Origin of the sequence: Niveibacterium sp., assembly GCF_041909475.1 — a bacterium.
Classification (GTDB): domain Bacteria; phylum Pseudomonadota; class Gammaproteobacteria; order Burkholderiales; family Rhodocyclaceae; genus Niveibacterium.
In genome coordinates this window covers 37,020-50,054 of record NZ_JAYRDJ010000024.1, presented here as the reverse complement: position 1 = coordinate 50,054, position 13,035 = coordinate 37,020, and the positions used below count along the sequence as shown (strand labels likewise).

The following is a 13,035-nucleotide window of genomic DNA, read 5'->3' as shown; positions in this document are numbered from 1 at the left end:
ATGAGTACTCTGAAAAACAAGCGCCGTGTGCAAGCCCTGTTGCCGTGGCTGCCGCCAGTGCTGTTGCTGGTGGCGTGGCAACTTGCGGCACAGACCGGGCTGATCTCCAGCCGCGTGCTGCCGGCGCCGCTCGACATCCTGCGCGCGACGATCCGGCTCGCTTCGTCGGGCGAGTTGCTGAGTCATGTGCTGGTGAGCACGCGCCGGGCACTGCTCGGCTTCGTGATCGGCGGCGGGCTTGGCCTGCTGCTGGGCCTCGCGACCGGCAGCTTCCGCAAACTCGAAACCCTGCTCGACACCAGTCTGCAGATGCTGCGCAACATCCCGCCGCTCGCGCTGATCCCGCTGGTGATCCTGTGGTTCGGCATCGACGAAGCGGCCAAGCTGTTCCTCGTGGCGGTGGGGGTGTTCTTCCCGGTGTACCTCAATACCTTTCACGGCATCCGCTCGGTCGACCCGGCGCTGATCGAGATGGCCAAGAGTTACGGCCTTTCCGGCTGGGGGCTGTACCGGCATGTGATCCTGCCTGGGGCGGTGGCTTCGATTCTGGTTGGCGTGCGCTTCTCGCTCGGCCTGATGTGGGTGTTGCTGATCGTGGCCGAGACGATTTCGGCGAACGCCGGCATCGGCTACATGACGATGAATGCGCGCGAGTTCCTGCAGATCGATGTGGTGCTGGTCGGCATCCTGCTCTACGCGCTGCTCGGCAAGCTGGCCGATGTGCTGGCGCGCGCGCTGGAGCGCAGCTGGCTGCGCTGGCACCCTGGCTATCAACCCGTTTGAGCGGAGCACGTGTGATGCAGATTGATTCACAGGAAACGCGCGCCGTGGCGCAACGGGCGAGGGGTGCGGCCGGCGGTATTCCGCTGCAGATCGAGCAGGTCGTCAAACGCTTCGGCGAACGTGAGGTGCTGCACCGTTTGAGCCTGAACGTGGCGCCGGGCGAGTTCGTTGCCATCGTGGGGCGCAGCGGATGTGGCAAGAGCACTTTGCTGCGACTGGTCGCAGGCCTCGACGACAAGACAGACGGCGAGATCCGCTTCGGTGGCGAGCAGCGCGATGCGCGCGGTGATACCCGGATCATGTTCCAGGACTCGCGCCTGCTGCCGTGGAAGCGCGTCATCGACAACGTCGCGCTCGGCCTGTCGGACGCCGAGCGCGGCAAGGCGCGCGAGGTCCTCGCGCAGGTCGGGCTCGCCGAACGTGCCGGCGAATGGCCTGCGCGGCTCTCGGGCGGGCAGCGCCAGCGCGTTGCACTCGCCCGCGCACTGGTGCACAGCCCGCGCCTGCTCTTGCTCGACGAGCCACTTGGGGCGCTCGACGCGCTGACGCGCATTGAAATGCACGCGCTGATCGAAGGCCTTTGGCGCGAGCGTGGCTTCACTGCACTGCTGGTTACGCACGACGTGGCCGAAGCCATTGCACTGGCCGATCGCGTCGTGCTGATCGACGAGGGGCGCATCACGCTCGATCTGTCTGTCGACCTTGCGCGCCCGCGTGAACGGGGCAGCCCGCGCTTTGCCGCGCTTGAGGACTATCTGCTGCGCAAGGTGTTGCAGCAACCGCCAGCGGAACCCGTGGCAGAGCCGGAGCAGTTGGGCGACGTGTCGCTGCAACGCACGGTCAATCAGGTCCGCTGGGCCATCTAAACCGATTCAACAGGAGAGAAAACATGACCATTCAAGCGATCAACGTACGTAACCAGTTCCGTGGCAAGGTGAAGGAAATCGTGCGCGGCGATGTCGTCAGCGAGGTAGATGTCGAGACCCCGTCGGGTATCGTCACCTCGGTGATCACGACCCGTTCGGTCGATGAACTCGGGCTGAAAATCGGCTCCGAAGTGGTCGCGCTGGTGAAGTCCACCGAAGTGTCGATCGCGACGCTGTAAGAAGCACCAACAACATGCTGCCGGCGTTGTTGCGACCGCTTGCCGTACGACTTGTACTGTCTGCGCGGCCGCGCCCAGCCAGCACCGGGGCGCTGTGCGCCCCTGCATTTCGTTAGCGCTTCCAAGCCCGCGCGTCGTGGCGGGGGCAGCGACGCAAGGAGGTATCCATGTCTACCGTACTCGTGGTGCCCGGCCTGCATGGCAGCGGGCCAGCGCACTGGCAGAGCTGGTTTGAGCGCCAGCTCGAGGGCTGTGTCCGTGTCGAGCAGTCGAACTGGGACGAGCCCAATCTGGCGCGCTGGGCCGGCAGCCTGCGGCAGGAACTGGACCGCGCGCGCGGCCATGTGTGGATCGTTGCGCACAGCTTTGGTTGCCTCGCGACCGCGCATGTGGCGCAGGCCTATCGTGAGCGGATCGCCGGCGCGATGCTGGTGGCGCCGGCCGACCCGGACAAGTTCGGTTTGAGCGACGCGCTGCCCGATGAGCCGCTGGGCTTTCCCAGCGTCGTTGTTGCCAGCACCAACGACCCCTGGGTGCGGGTCATGCGCGCCGCGTGGCTGGCCGATCGCTGGGGCAGCCGCTTCGTGAATATCGGCGCGGCTGGGCATATCAATGTCGACTCCGGTCATGGCCCGTGGCCGGACGGGCTTGATATCTTCAATCTGCTGCGCCGCTCGCACGGCGACTTTCCGCTCGGCCCGCTTGATGGCGGCGACACGCCGCTCTCGTCGCGTCGAAAGCGCGGCGAGAGCCGTCGCACGCAGTTCGACTGGGCCAAGTACCTCGGGACGGCGTGACGCTTGTGCTGAGCGACGCAGCCAGGCGCGGCGCTCGATGCCGAAAGGTGACACTCAAGCGTAGATCAGCGGGCGTGTCTCGGCGGCTGCATTGGGGGTGTGCTCGGTACCCCGGATGAAGATCTTCGTTTCTCCCGGCGCGAATGCGTGCCAGGCTTCGCCGCGCGTCAGCGGCTGCGTTGCGATCACGCTGATGCGGTCGTCCAGATGGTTGTGCCGTGCCAGGTCGATCTGCTGTGCGCAGTCGAGCAATTCCACCTGCGCGAAGGGGTAGCGGCGCTCAACATGGAAGAGCTGCGTGGCGCAGCGGGCATAGAGCCGGTTGCCGTCGCTCAGCAGGAAGTTGAAGCTGCCGTGCTGCGCGAGCCTGTCCGCTTCCGCTTCTAGCGTGTCATCCAGCACATCGTTGGGTGGCCGACGCAGGCCAAAGCGATCGACCAATTGGTTCAGCTGCAGGCAGAAGGCGCGCTCGCTGTCGGTCTCGCCGATCGGCTGGAAGAGGCCGTGGGCCCACGGCAGCGCAGAGCCGAGATCGCCGTTGTGCGCGAACAACCAGCTTCGCCCCCACAGCTCGCGACGGAAGGGGTGGCAGTTGCGTTCCGCAATACCGCCACGCGTTGCCTTGCGTACATGCACGATGAAGTTGCGCGAGCGGATCGGCTGCTGGCGGATACGCAGTGCGAGGCCCGAGTGCGCCGCCGCGCGGGCTTCGCGCAGCATGCGGGCATGCTCGCCCTGGTAGTAGCCGATGCCCCAGCCATCCGCATGCAGGTCGGTCTCGCCGCCGCGTAGCAGGAAGCCTTGCAGCGCGAAGGCCGCGGAGACCGGTTTGCGCGCACTCACGCCGAGCAGTTGGCACATGTTGTGTCAGCGCTCCCGCGGCGCGACTACGGTGTAGCCGTGTCGTTCGAGCAGCGCGACCGCTTGTGCGATGCGTTGGGCGCGTCGCCGCTCGCGCTGCGAGTGGCCATCGTCGTGCTGCCAGTGGCCGACCGCCTGGCCGGCTTCGAGCAGCCACTGCCGAATGCCGGCGATGCTCTTCGGGCCGAGGCCCTGGGCATGGCGGATCACGTGATAGTCCAGCTGCGCGACTTCCAGCGGCGTGAAGCTGTGCTTGCCCAATGCGGCGCGAATGGCGTTGATCTGTCGGGTCGTGAGCGCGGCACTCATGGGTCTCAGGCAGCTTGCGCGAGCTGCATTCGACGCAGTTCGGCGTCGAGTTGGGTGCGTGAGCGCTGACAGAACACGATCGGCACGCCTTGCGCCTGGGCGCCGGCGCGGATGCGGCTGGCCATCATGTGGTTGATCTGGTCGACCACCACCACCACCAGGCGGGTGCTTGGTGGCAGGCGGTGATGCAGCTCGCCCGGCTTGCGCCCGCTCCAGTGGCGCACCTCGGGGTAGCCCGCCGCGGCGAGGCTGCGGGCGAGCGGGGCGACCCGGTCGCCGCCGACAATGAGTGCGGTCATCTCTGTTCTCCGGCGATGTATGCGAGACAAATCTACGTCGCCCGGCAAGGCTGCCCAACCAAGGAATTCTGAAGTGCTTATGCGTGATGAGGGCCTTGCGACCAGCGGGCCCTGACGCACGAATCTGCCTGAGTGCTTAAACGCGATTCTGCATATGGAAGTGAGTTTTTATTGTTTAGGCTTCTAAGGCCGCTCTCATAGACTCGGTGCTCCCCGATACGGAGTTCCGTCCATGAAGACCCGATACGAGCGTGCAGCCAGCACGCCATCTGCCGCCCCAGGGCACGGGAGCCGCGCATGAGTGCCGCCCGCCGTGTGCTGCCCGGCTTCGGCCTGTCGCTGGGCTACACGCTGTTCTACCTGTCAGTGATCGTGCTGATCCCGCTGTTCGCGGTGTTTGCCAAGTCCGCCACGCTGACGCTGGCCGAGTTCTGGAGTACCACCACTTCGCCGCGTGTGCTGGCTTCGTACCGGCTCACCTTCGGCGCCTCACTGCTGGCGGCGGTGATCAACACCGTGTTCGGTTTCCTGCTCGCGTGGGCGCTGGTGCGCTACCGCTTCCCCGGCAAACGCATCGTCGATGCACTGGTCGACCTGCCGTTTGCCCTGCCCACCGCGGTGGCCGGTATCGCGCTCGCGACGATCTACTCGCCCAAGGGCTGGGTCGGTGCGCTGCTGGCGCCGTACGACATCAAGGTGGCCTATACGCCGCTGGGCGTGCTGGTCGCGCTGACCTTCATCGGTCTGCCCTTCGTCGTGCGTACCGTGCAACCGGTGCTGGAAGACCTGGAAACCGAGATCGAGGAGGCGGCCACTTCGCTCGGCGCACAGCGCTGGCAGGTGTTCCGCAAGGTGCTGCTGCCACTGCTGCTGCCGGCGCTGCTGACCGGTTTCGCACTGGCCTTTGCGCGCGCGGTGGGCGAATACGGCTCGGTGATCTTCATCGCCGGCAACATCCCGCTGGTGTCCGAGATCACGCCGCTGATGATCATCACCAAGCTGGAGCAGTACGACTATGCCGGCGCCACCGCGATCGCCGCGGTGATGCTGATCGTCTCGTTCGTGCTGCTGTTCCTCATCAACAACCTGCAGGCGTGGAGTGCGCGCCGCATCGGGAGGGTGGGTTGATGTCGGCCACCGCAACACTGAATCTGCACGCCGCGCCGCGGCACTACGAAGACAATCCGGCGACCCGCGAATCCTCGTGGGTGAAGTGGACCATCATCGCCGTCTCGCTGCTGTTCTTCTCGCTCTTCCTGCTGTTGCCGCTGGCGACGGTGTTTGTCGAGGGCCTGAAGAAGGGCTGGGATGCCTACCTTGCCGCGCTGGTCGAGCCGGATGCGCTGTCCGCTGTGACACTGACCTTGCTGGCCGCCGTGATTGCGGTGCCGTTGAACCTGGTGTTCGGCGTGGCTGCCGCGTGGGCGATCGCGCGCTTCGAGTTCCGCGGCAAGCAGTTCCTGATCACGCTGATCGACCTGCCGTTCTCGGTCTCGCCGGTGATCGCGGGCCTGATCTATGTGCTGATCTTCAGCACCCATGGCTGGTTCGGCACCTGGTTCGCCGATCACAACATCAAGATCATCTTCGCGGTGCCGGGCATCGTGCTGGCCACCATCTTCGTCACCTTCCCCTTTGTCGCGCGCGAACTGATTCCGCTGATGCAGGCGCAGGGCAAGGACGAGGAAGAAGCGGCGATCGTGCTGGGCGCATCGGGCTGGCAGACCTTCTGGCATGTCACGCTGCCCAACATCAAGTGGGGCCTGATCTACGGGGTGGTGCTGTGCAACGCCCGCGCAATGGGCGAGTTCGGCGCGGTGTCGGTGGTGTCGGGCCATATCCGCGGTTACACCAACACGCTGCCGCTGCACATCGAGATTCTCTACAACGAGTACCAGCTCTCCGCCGCCTTCGCGGTGGCATCGCTGCTGGCGATGCTGGCGCTGGTCACCCTCGTCATCAAATCCTGGGTCGAGTGGCAAGCCGCACGGGCGGCGAGCGACGACCTGCGTCCGGAGTAAGGCCCATGAGCATCAAGGTAGAAGGCATCCAGAAACGCTTCGGCAACTTCGTTGCGCTCGACGATGTTTCGCTCGAATTCCCGACCGGCGAGCTGGTCGCGTTGCTGGGCCCCTCGGGCTGCGGCAAGACCACGCTGCTGCGCGTGATCGCGGGGCTGGAATCGGCGGATGGCGGCCGCGTGCTGCTCGAAGGCGAAGATGCCTCCGACACCCATGTGCGCGAACGCAACGTCGGCTTCGTGTTCCAGCACTACGCGCTGTTCCGCCACATGACGGTGTTCGACAACGTCGCCTTCGGGTTGCGTGTGAAACCCCGCAAGGAGCGCCCGAGCGAAGCGGTGATCGCGAAGAAGGTGAAGCAACTGCTCGAACTGGTGCAGCTCGACTGGCTCGCCGACCGCTTCCCCTCGCAGCTCTCCGGTGGTCAGCGTCAGCGCATCGCGCTGGCGCGTGCGCTGGCGGTGGAGCCGCGCGTGCTGCTGCTCGATGAACCCTTCGGCGCGCTCGATGCGAAGGTGCGCAAGGAACTGCGCCGCTGGCTACGCCGCCTGCATGACGAGATCCACGTCACCAGCATCTTCGTGACGCACGATCAGGAAGAGGCGCTGGAAGTGGCGGACCGTGTCGTGCTGATGAACAAGGGCCACGTCGAGCAGGTCGGCACGCCGGACGAAGTCTATGAATCGCCGAAGACGCCCTTCGTGTATGGCTTCCTCGGTGCGGTGAATCTGTTTCATGGTCGCGTCGATGGCAATCATGTGTCGGTCGCCAACCATGCACATCCGCACCAGAGTGCTGATCTGCCGCATGGCGAGGAAGTGGTGGCCTTTGCCCGCCCACACGAGCTTGATATCGTGGTCGGGGATGCGCACAGCCATGGCATCGGTGCCACCGTCACGCGCATCCTCGGGTTCGGTTCGCAGGCCCGCATCGAGCTGCAGTCGGAACAGCAACCGGGTGTGCCCGATCAGGTCGAGGTGGAACTCTCGCGCGCCCGGGTGCGCGAACTGGGCCTTGTCGAAGGCTCGCGCGTGCGTGTCGTACCCTCCCAACTGGCTGTCTTCTCGCGCCCCGCAGCGGGCGCACTTGCTACCGGAACTGCATCATGAACTTTCAGCAACTGCGCATCATCCGCGAGGCGGTGCGCCAGAACTTCAATCTGACCGAGGTCGCCAGCGCGCTGTTCACCTCGCAGTCCGGCGTCAGCAAACACATCAAGGATCTGGAGGACGAACTCGGCGTCGAGCTCTTCATCCGCCGTGGCAAGCGCCTGCTGGGCCTGACCGAGCCGGGCAAGGAGCTGGTCGAAATCGTTGAGCGCATGCTGCTCGATGCGCGCAACATCAAGCGCCTTGCGCAGCAGTTCAGCCAACGCGACGAAGGCAAGCTCGTGATCGCGACCACCCACACGCAGGCGCGCTATGTGCTGCCGCCGGTGGTGACGCGCTTCAAGCAGGCTTTTCCGAAAGTGCATCTGGAGCTGCACCAGGGCAGCCCGGCCGAAATCGTTGGGCTGTTGCAGGCGGGTGATGCCGACATCGGCATCGCGACTGAGGCGCTCGACGGCGCCCCGGACATCGTGACTTTCGACTACCACCGCTGGCATCACGCGGTGATCGTGCAGCAAGGGCATCCGCTGGCGGACGTACATCCGCTCACGCTCGAAGCCGTCGCCGAGTACCCGATCATCACCTACCACGAGGGCTACACCGGCCGCGCGCGTATCGACCAGACCTTTGCGTCGCATGGCCTGGCGCCGGACATCGTGATGTCCGCGCTCGATTCGGACGTGATCAAGACCTATGTGGAGCTGGGCCTCGGCATCGGCATCGTGGCCTCGGTCGCGTTCAACGCAGAGCGCGATCGCAGCCTGCTGCAACTCGAATCCTTCGATCTCTTTGAAGAGAACGTCACCCGCATCGCGGTGCGCCAGGGCCACTACCTGCGTGGCTACGCCTACCAGTTCATCGAGGCCTGCTCACCACGCCTGACCGAGGCGCATGTGCGCCCGGCGATCAACCCGGCGCGCGATGCGGATGATTGAGATTGGCACCTCTGGGTGACCATTCCCCGCGCAGCACCGCAGGCTGACAATCTCGCGCAGGCTTTGATGCTAAATTCGGGCCATGGGGATGAGGGGGCAGTGCTGGCGATTCGCGTGGTGGGGTGCGTTCGTCGCGATCATGGTCGCGGCGTGCATGCCTACGCTGTCGCGCACCCTGTCCTCTCTCAACGCGCCATTCAGTTCGGCGGGTGGGTCGAGTTTCGCTGAGATCTGTACTGCGCGGGGCCTGATGTTCCGCGCGGATCCCGGCGAACCGGATCGCCCTGATTTGCAGGGCCGCGTGCCGGCGCAGCTTTCACTCGATCACTGCCCGTTCTGCGTCTTGCAGTTCGCGGCACCGCTCCCCGAGGCGGCGAGCATGCCTGGCCTGATCTCCGCCAAGGCGATTTTCGTTCCCCGTCTTTTCCTCAGTGCACCAAGGCCGCTTTTCATCTGGGCCTCGGCGGCGCCGCGCGCCCCACCCCTGCACGTCTGACATCCAAGCCTTGATACCGCGCGCGCCGGGGCAGCCCCGTTGCGCGCTCGCTGCGCACGTCTGTGCGCGCCACACCCTGCTTTGCCACGCGCTTCTGGCGATGGCAGCGGTGGTGTGTGTTCAACCGACAGTCAGAGTGATTCACGATGTGCACTGAATTCAAAACCAGCCTCATTGCCGCGGCGATCCTTGCGGCGCTTCCCCAACCGGCCGCGGCGACCGACGCCGCAGGCGACACCGATGCGGTCGAACGCATCACGATCTTCGGCCTCCGCGCAGTGGACCGAAACAAGCTTGAGCAAGCGATACTTGATCGCCGTCGGGCCGCGAGCAGCGATACCGCATCGCTGCTCGACGAAGTGCCGGGCGTCAGCGTGTATGGCAGCGGCGGTGTCTCCGGCTTGCCGGCGATCCACGGCCTCAACGACGAGCGCGTGCGGGTGGAGGTCGACGGCATGGCCATCACCTCGGCCTGCGCCAACCACATGAACCCGCCCTTGTCCTACCTCGATCCCTCGCAGCTCGCTCGCGTCAACGTGATGGCCGGCATCACGCCGGTCAGCGAGGGCGGCGACAGCATCGGCGGCACGATCAGCGCGCAGACGCCCGACCCCGTGTTTGCCGAGAGCGGCGAGATGCTTGCGACAGGCGAGATCGGCAGCTTCTACCGCAGCAATGGCGACAACTTTGGCGGCAGCCTTGCGGCGACGCTGGCGTCCGAACGCTTCAGTGCGCGGATCACCAGCAGCGCTTCGCAGTCCGCCAACTACAAGGCGGGCAACGGCACGGAGGTGCTCTCCACCCGCTACGCGACGCAGAATACCGCGCTGATGCTGGCTCACCGTAGCGACGATGCGCTGCTGGTGTTCAACGCGGGGGCGCAGTACATCCCCTATCAGGCTTATCCAAACGCCTGGATGGACATGACCGAGAATCAGGCCGCCTTCGCGAACCTGCGCTATGTCGGCCGCTTCAGCTGGGGCAGCGCGGAGCTGCAGACCTACTACAACCGCACCCGCCACGAGATGAACATGCTCGAAGACAAGGGCGGCGAGATGCCGATGAACACCGACGGCAAGAACCTTGGCTATGCGATCAAGGCGAGCGTGACGCTGACCGACACCGATGTGCTGCGCATCGGCAACGAGTTCCACCGCTTCCGGCTCGACGATTGGTGGCCAGCGGTTCCGGGCAGCATGATGATGGGGCCCGACGCGTACAAGAACATCAACAACGGTCAGCGCGACCGGCTCGGCACCTACGCCGAGTGGGAGGCGAGCTGGTCGCCGGCCTGGCGCAGCGTGCTGGGTGTGCGCTACGACCGCGTCAGCATGGATACCGGCGATGTGCAGCCCTACTCATGGATGGGCATGATGGGCGGGCCCGACGCCGATGCCGATGCGGCGATGGCCTTCAACGCCATCGACCACGCCCGTACCGACAACAACCTTGACCTTACGGCCATGCTGCGTTTTGTCCCCTCTGAGATCAGCAGCCTGGAGGCCGGCTACGCACGCAAGACGCGCTCGCCAAACCTCTACGAACGCTACGCCTGGGGCAAGGGCATGATGGCGATGATGATGACCGGCTGGTTCGGCGATGCGAATGGCTATGTCGGCGACCCGGATCTGAAGCCGGAGATCGCCAATACGGTCAGCGCCACCGCGCGGCTGCAAAGTGCCGCCGCCAAGGGCTGGGCGCTGCGCGTCACGCCGTACTACACCTATGTGCAGGACTACATCGACGTCGAGCGCTGCCCGGTCTCGCCCGGTGCCTGCATGGGCATGAACCAGACGGAGACGGCCAACTTTGTCTTCCTGAAGTTCGTCAATCACGACGCACGACTCTACGGGCTCGATGCCTCGGCCGAGTCGTCGGTGCTGGAGACGGGTTTGGGTGAGGTGCAATTCAAGGGCATTGCCGCCTATGTGCATGGCCGCGACGCCACCACCGGCGACAAGCTGTTCCACATCATGCCGCTCAATGCCAGGCTCACCGCCGAGCACCGCCTCGACCGCTGGAGCAGCGCGCTGGAGGTGCAGATGGTGGCCGGCAAGCACGACGTACAAGCTGTGCGCAACGAAGTCCGGACCGCCGGCTACAGCCTTCTCAATCTGCGTACCCGCTATGAGTGGAAGCAGCTCACGCTCGACGCGGGCATCGAGAACGCACTCGACAAATACTACGAAGCGCCGCTCGGCGGCGCCTACGTGGGCGGCCGCATGGGTGAGTGGGGGCAGAACGTGGCCGGCAAGGGGCGTTCCTACTACGCGGCGGTCGGCATGAAGTTCTGACACCGCTCGCCGGCAGCACGAGTTTGCCGGTTGAAGAAAAAAAGAGGGCGCCTTGCGGCGCCCTTTTCAATGGGGATTTCGGAGCCAGTGTCTGTCAGAACTTGTGGCGGATGCCGACGTTGAAGCCGCTGCGGTAGTCGTTGCCGGCGTTGGACGAATCGCCGACGCTGTAGCCCTTGCCCTTCAGCGAATCATCCGCGTCGATGCGCGAGTAGCCGAAGTAAGTGTCGGTGCGCTTCGAGAACGCGTAACTGCCGCCGATGCCGTACTGCACAGCCTTTTCGTCGAGGTCGTTCTTGTCCTTCGAGTAGGCATAGGACGCGAGTAGCGAGAAATTACCGAACGGCACGGTCGCGCCGAGCAGGAAGCGGTCGTACTTCTTCGCCTCACCCTTCACCGGCGCGGTTTCGAACTTCGCCAGCGCGTAGGCGCCAGAGATTTTCACCACGTTGAAGTCGAGCACCGCGCCGATGTCCAGCGCCGAGTCGGCGTTCGACTGACCTTTCTCCTTCGTCTCGGAATAGTTCGCGAGAATCTTCACCGTCTTGCCGAACTGCAGCTTCGGCCCGATCGCGTAGAAGCGCTTGTCCTTTGCGTTCGCCACCGCTTCGTCGCCGCTGCGGTTGAAGGCGTACTGCGCGTCGACCGAGAAGACGTCGCCGAAGAACGGTGTCGTCACGTAGGCCGCGTTGTCGGCGCGCGACACGATATGGGTGAAGATGTTGCTCGCCTTCGACACGGTGCCGTGGTTGAACGGATCGATTTCGCTGTAGATCAGGTATTGCGGCGTGTACTGGCGGCCAAGGCGCGCTTCGGCGGCGCCGAAATCGAGCCCGACCCAGGCTTGGCGGCCCCAGGTCAGGCCGGACTGTGCGGCCGTGCCGGTGTCGACGTTGATGCCCGCTTCGATGACGAACTTGCCTTTCAGGCCGGGGGTGATTTCCTCTACGCCGCGGAAGCCGAGGCGGGAACCGCTTGCGATGCCGCCATCGAAGCCCTGACGGCTGCTCTTCGTGGCGTCGTAGTTGTCGGAGCGGTAGGCGTAGCCGGCATCGACCAGGCCGTAGACGGTGACGCTGGAATCGACGGCGAGCGCGGGCGCAGTGGATAGTGCTGCGGCGAGCGCCGCAATTGTCGGGTGGAGCTTCAAGGCAGAAACCTCTCTCTGGATGTCGTTGAGCCGCCCTGCGGAGGGAGCCCGGCGGCGCGACCGATGCGGGTCACGGGCTCAACAGTAGAGCGTCGTACGCGTGATGCGAACGAAGTGATTCTGCTAAGAATTTTCCAACACGGAGAATGCGGTGCTTCGATCGTGCGCCGCGTGTGAAGCGCCGGGGCTTGTGTGGCGACGACCGTGTCGAGCGCGGAAACCTGCGGTCTTGCTCACGAGGGGCGAATGCGGCGCCGCGTTATGGCGCGGCGTGGGAGTGGGGCTGCTGCCTTGCGCGCAGCCCCACGATGAAACTTACTTCTTCTTCGCGGCGGGCTTGGCCTTCTTGGCAGCCGGTGCGGCTTTCGCGGCGGGCTTCTTCGCTGCGGCCTTGCCTGCAACCAGCGCCTTGAAGGTCGCGCCTGCCTTGAAGGTCGGCACGGTCTTCGCCGGAACCTTCACGGTGCCGCCGGTCGCCGGGTTGCGGGTCGTGCGGGCGGCGCGCTTCTTCGAGCCGAAGCTGCCGAAGCCGATCAGCGTGAAGCCTTCGCCTTTCTTGACGGCCGTCTGGATCGATTCGAACACGGTGCGGACGATGCGGTCAGCAGCCGCGAACGAGAGTTCATGCTCGGCAGCGACTTTCTCTACCAACTCTTTTCTATTCATGCTCTGGTTCCTTTCTCGTGAGTGTCGATGACACGTTGCCCCCGGGCGGGCGTTTGAGGGCGGGCTGACCCGGCATCACGTCGCCTTTCCATTCGGCGTGATAGTCCATGAGCTATTCGCGTAGCGCAAGTCTCTGCTGTGCTGATCGTATGGAGCCGCGCGCGTGACACGCCTCGCGCAGCGCGAACTGGTGCACTGCCGCATTGCGGC

15 protein-coding genes are annotated in these 13,035 nt (G+C 65.0%); 10 read left to right on the top strand and 5 right to left on the bottom strand.

The window, feature by feature from the left end:
* The 4 genes from ssuC (at position 1) to ACE3P0_RS15305 (ending at position 2,685) form a co-directional block, all read left to right on the top strand.
* Positions 1–783 (top strand): aliphatic sulfonate ABC transporter permease SsuC, encoded by a 783-nt coding sequence (gene ssuC / locus ACE3P0_RS15320; RefSeq protein WP_374403584.1) that lies wholly within the window; start codon positions 1–3, stop codon positions 781–783.
* Positions 784–797: 14 nt separating this feature from the next.
* Positions 798–1,649, top strand: coding sequence for an ATP-binding cassette domain-containing protein (locus ACE3P0_RS15315; protein ID WP_374403583.1), 852 nt, complete (start codon positions 798–800; stop codon positions 1,647–1,649).
* A 23-nt stretch (positions 1,650–1,672) separates the two neighbouring features.
* Positions 1,673–1,888, top strand: coding sequence for a molybdopterin-binding protein (locus tag ACE3P0_RS15310; protein ID WP_172196566.1), 216 nt, complete (start codon positions 1,673–1,675; stop codon positions 1,886–1,888).
* Between the two features lie 167 nt (positions 1,889–2,055).
* Positions 2,056–2,685, top strand: coding sequence for an RBBP9/YdeN family alpha/beta hydrolase (locus ACE3P0_RS15305; protein ID WP_374403582.1), 630 nt, complete (start codon positions 2,056–2,058; stop codon positions 2,683–2,685).
* A gap of 54 nt (positions 2,686–2,739) precedes the next feature.
* Here the strand turns inward: ACE3P0_RS15305 and ACE3P0_RS15300 are convergent, their stop codons facing one another.
* The 3 genes from ACE3P0_RS15300 to ACE3P0_RS15290 are packed head-to-tail and all read right to left on the bottom strand — an operon-like array spanning position 2,740 to position 4,154.
* The gene (locus ACE3P0_RS15300) at positions 2,740–3,546 is read right to left on the bottom strand and encodes a class II glutamine amidotransferase (RefSeq protein ID WP_374403581.1); all 807 of its coding nucleotides are present in this window, start codon (positions 3,544–3,546) and stop codon (positions 2,740–2,742) included.
* A 6-nt stretch (positions 3,547–3,552) separates the two neighbouring features.
* Positions 3,553–3,855 (bottom strand): hypothetical protein, encoded by a 303-nt coding sequence (locus tag ACE3P0_RS15295; RefSeq protein WP_374403580.1) that lies wholly within the window; start codon positions 3,853–3,855, stop codon positions 3,553–3,555.
* 5 nt (positions 3,856–3,860) lie between these two features.
* Positions 3,861–4,154 carry a DUF2325 domain-containing protein gene (locus ACE3P0_RS15290; RefSeq protein WP_374403579.1) on the bottom strand — a complete coding sequence of 98 codons (294 nt, stop codon included), beginning with the start codon at positions 4,152–4,154 and terminating at the stop codon, positions 3,861–3,863.
* Positions 4,155–4,451: 297 nt separating this feature from the next.
* On the opposite strand from ACE3P0_RS15290, the gene cysT reads away from it, so the two are divergent.
* The 6 genes from cysT to ACE3P0_RS15260 all read left to right on the top strand — a co-directional run bounded on the left by cysT (position 4,452) and on the right by ACE3P0_RS15260 (position 11,009).
* A complete protein-coding gene (gene cysT, locus ACE3P0_RS15285; RefSeq protein WP_374403578.1) occupies positions 4,452–5,282 on the top strand; it encodes a sulfate ABC transporter permease subunit CysT in 831 nt (276 codons plus the stop codon).
* Complete coding sequence (cysW, locus tag ACE3P0_RS15280) at positions 5,282–6,175, top strand: sulfate ABC transporter permease subunit CysW (RefSeq protein ID WP_374403577.1); 894 nt, start codon at positions 5,282–5,284, stop codon at positions 6,173–6,175. The genes cysT and cysW overlap by 1 nt, the downstream gene beginning before the upstream one ends.
* A 5-nt stretch (positions 6,176–6,180) precedes the next feature.
* The gene (locus ACE3P0_RS15275; protein ID WP_374403576.1) at positions 6,181–7,284 is read left to right on the top strand and encodes a sulfate/molybdate ABC transporter ATP-binding protein; all 1,104 of its coding nucleotides are present in this window, start codon (positions 6,181–6,183) and stop codon (positions 7,282–7,284) included.
* The gene (locus ACE3P0_RS15270) at positions 7,281–8,219 is read left to right on the top strand and encodes a CysB family HTH-type transcriptional regulator (protein WP_374403575.1); all 939 of its coding nucleotides are present in this window, start codon (positions 7,281–7,283) and stop codon (positions 8,217–8,219) included. The genes ACE3P0_RS15275 and ACE3P0_RS15270 overlap by 4 nt, the downstream gene beginning before the upstream one ends.
* Positions 8,220–8,301: 82 nt before the next feature.
* On the top strand, positions 8,302–8,715 hold the full coding sequence (locus ACE3P0_RS15265) for a DUF2946 family protein (RefSeq protein WP_374403574.1): 414 nt from the start codon (positions 8,302–8,304) through the stop codon (positions 8,713–8,715).
* A 146-nt stretch (positions 8,716–8,861) separates the two neighbouring features.
* Positions 8,862–11,009: a TonB-dependent receptor gene (locus ACE3P0_RS15260; RefSeq protein ID WP_374403573.1), complete on the top strand. Its 2,148-nt coding sequence runs from the start codon at positions 8,862–8,864 to the stop codon at positions 11,007–11,009.
* 94 nt (positions 11,010–11,103) lie between these two features.
* Here the strand turns inward: ACE3P0_RS15260 and ACE3P0_RS15255 are convergent, their stop codons facing one another.
* Positions 11,104–12,159: a porin gene (locus ACE3P0_RS15255; protein ID WP_374403572.1), complete on the bottom strand. Its 1,056-nt coding sequence runs from the start codon at positions 12,157–12,159 to the stop codon at positions 11,104–11,106.
* 315 nt (positions 12,160–12,474) lie between these two features.
* Complete coding sequence (locus ACE3P0_RS15250; protein WP_374403571.1) at positions 12,475–12,825, bottom strand: HU family DNA-binding protein; 351 nt, start codon at positions 12,823–12,825, stop codon at positions 12,475–12,477.
* Between the last annotated feature and the right edge of the window lie 210 nt (positions 12,826–13,035).

What these genes read in the sequence shown, in the direction of transcription:
- ssuC (WP_374403584.1), top strand. Translation starts at nt 1, where the DNA reads ATGAGTACTCTGAAAAACAAGCGCCGTGTGCAAGCCCTGTTGCCGTGG.
- ACE3P0_RS15315 (WP_374403583.1), top strand. Translation starts at nt 798, where the DNA reads ATGCAGATTGATTCACAGGAAACGCGCGCCGTGGCGCAACGGGCGAGG.
- ACE3P0_RS15310 (WP_172196566.1), top strand. Translation starts at nt 1,673, where the DNA reads ATGACCATTCAAGCGATCAACGTACGTAACCAGTTCCGTGGCAAGGTG.
- ACE3P0_RS15305 (WP_374403582.1), top strand. Translation starts at nt 2,056, where the DNA reads ATGTCTACCGTACTCGTGGTGCCCGGCCTGCATGGCAGCGGGCCAGCG.
- ACE3P0_RS15300 (WP_374403581.1), bottom strand. Translation starts at nt 3,546, where the DNA reads ATGTGCCAACTGCTCGGCGTGAGTGCGCGCAAACCGGTCTCCGCGGCC.
- ACE3P0_RS15295 (WP_374403580.1), bottom strand. Translation starts at nt 3,855, where the DNA reads ATGAGTGCCGCGCTCACGACCCGACAGATCAACGCCATTCGCGCCGCA.
- ACE3P0_RS15290 (WP_374403579.1), bottom strand. Translation starts at nt 4,154, where the DNA reads ATGACCGCACTCATTGTCGGCGGCGACCGGGTCGCCCCGCTCGCCCGC.
- cysT (WP_374403578.1), top strand. Translation starts at nt 4,452, where the DNA reads ATGAGTGCCGCCCGCCGTGTGCTGCCCGGCTTCGGCCTGTCGCTGGGC.
- cysW (WP_374403577.1), top strand. Translation starts at nt 5,282, where the DNA reads ATGTCGGCCACCGCAACACTGAATCTGCACGCCGCGCCGCGGCACTAC.
- ACE3P0_RS15275 (WP_374403576.1), top strand. Translation starts at nt 6,181, where the DNA reads ATGAGCATCAAGGTAGAAGGCATCCAGAAACGCTTCGGCAACTTCGTT.
- ACE3P0_RS15270 (WP_374403575.1), top strand. Translation starts at nt 7,281, where the DNA reads ATGAACTTTCAGCAACTGCGCATCATCCGCGAGGCGGTGCGCCAGAAC.
- ACE3P0_RS15265 (WP_374403574.1), top strand. Translation starts at nt 8,302, where the DNA reads ATGGGGATGAGGGGGCAGTGCTGGCGATTCGCGTGGTGGGGTGCGTTC.
- ACE3P0_RS15260 (WP_374403573.1), top strand. Translation starts at nt 8,862, where the DNA reads ATGTGCACTGAATTCAAAACCAGCCTCATTGCCGCGGCGATCCTTGCG.
- ACE3P0_RS15250 (WP_374403571.1), bottom strand. Translation starts at nt 12,825, where the DNA reads ATGAATAGAAAAGAGTTGGTAGAGAAAGTCGCTGCCGAGCATGAACTC.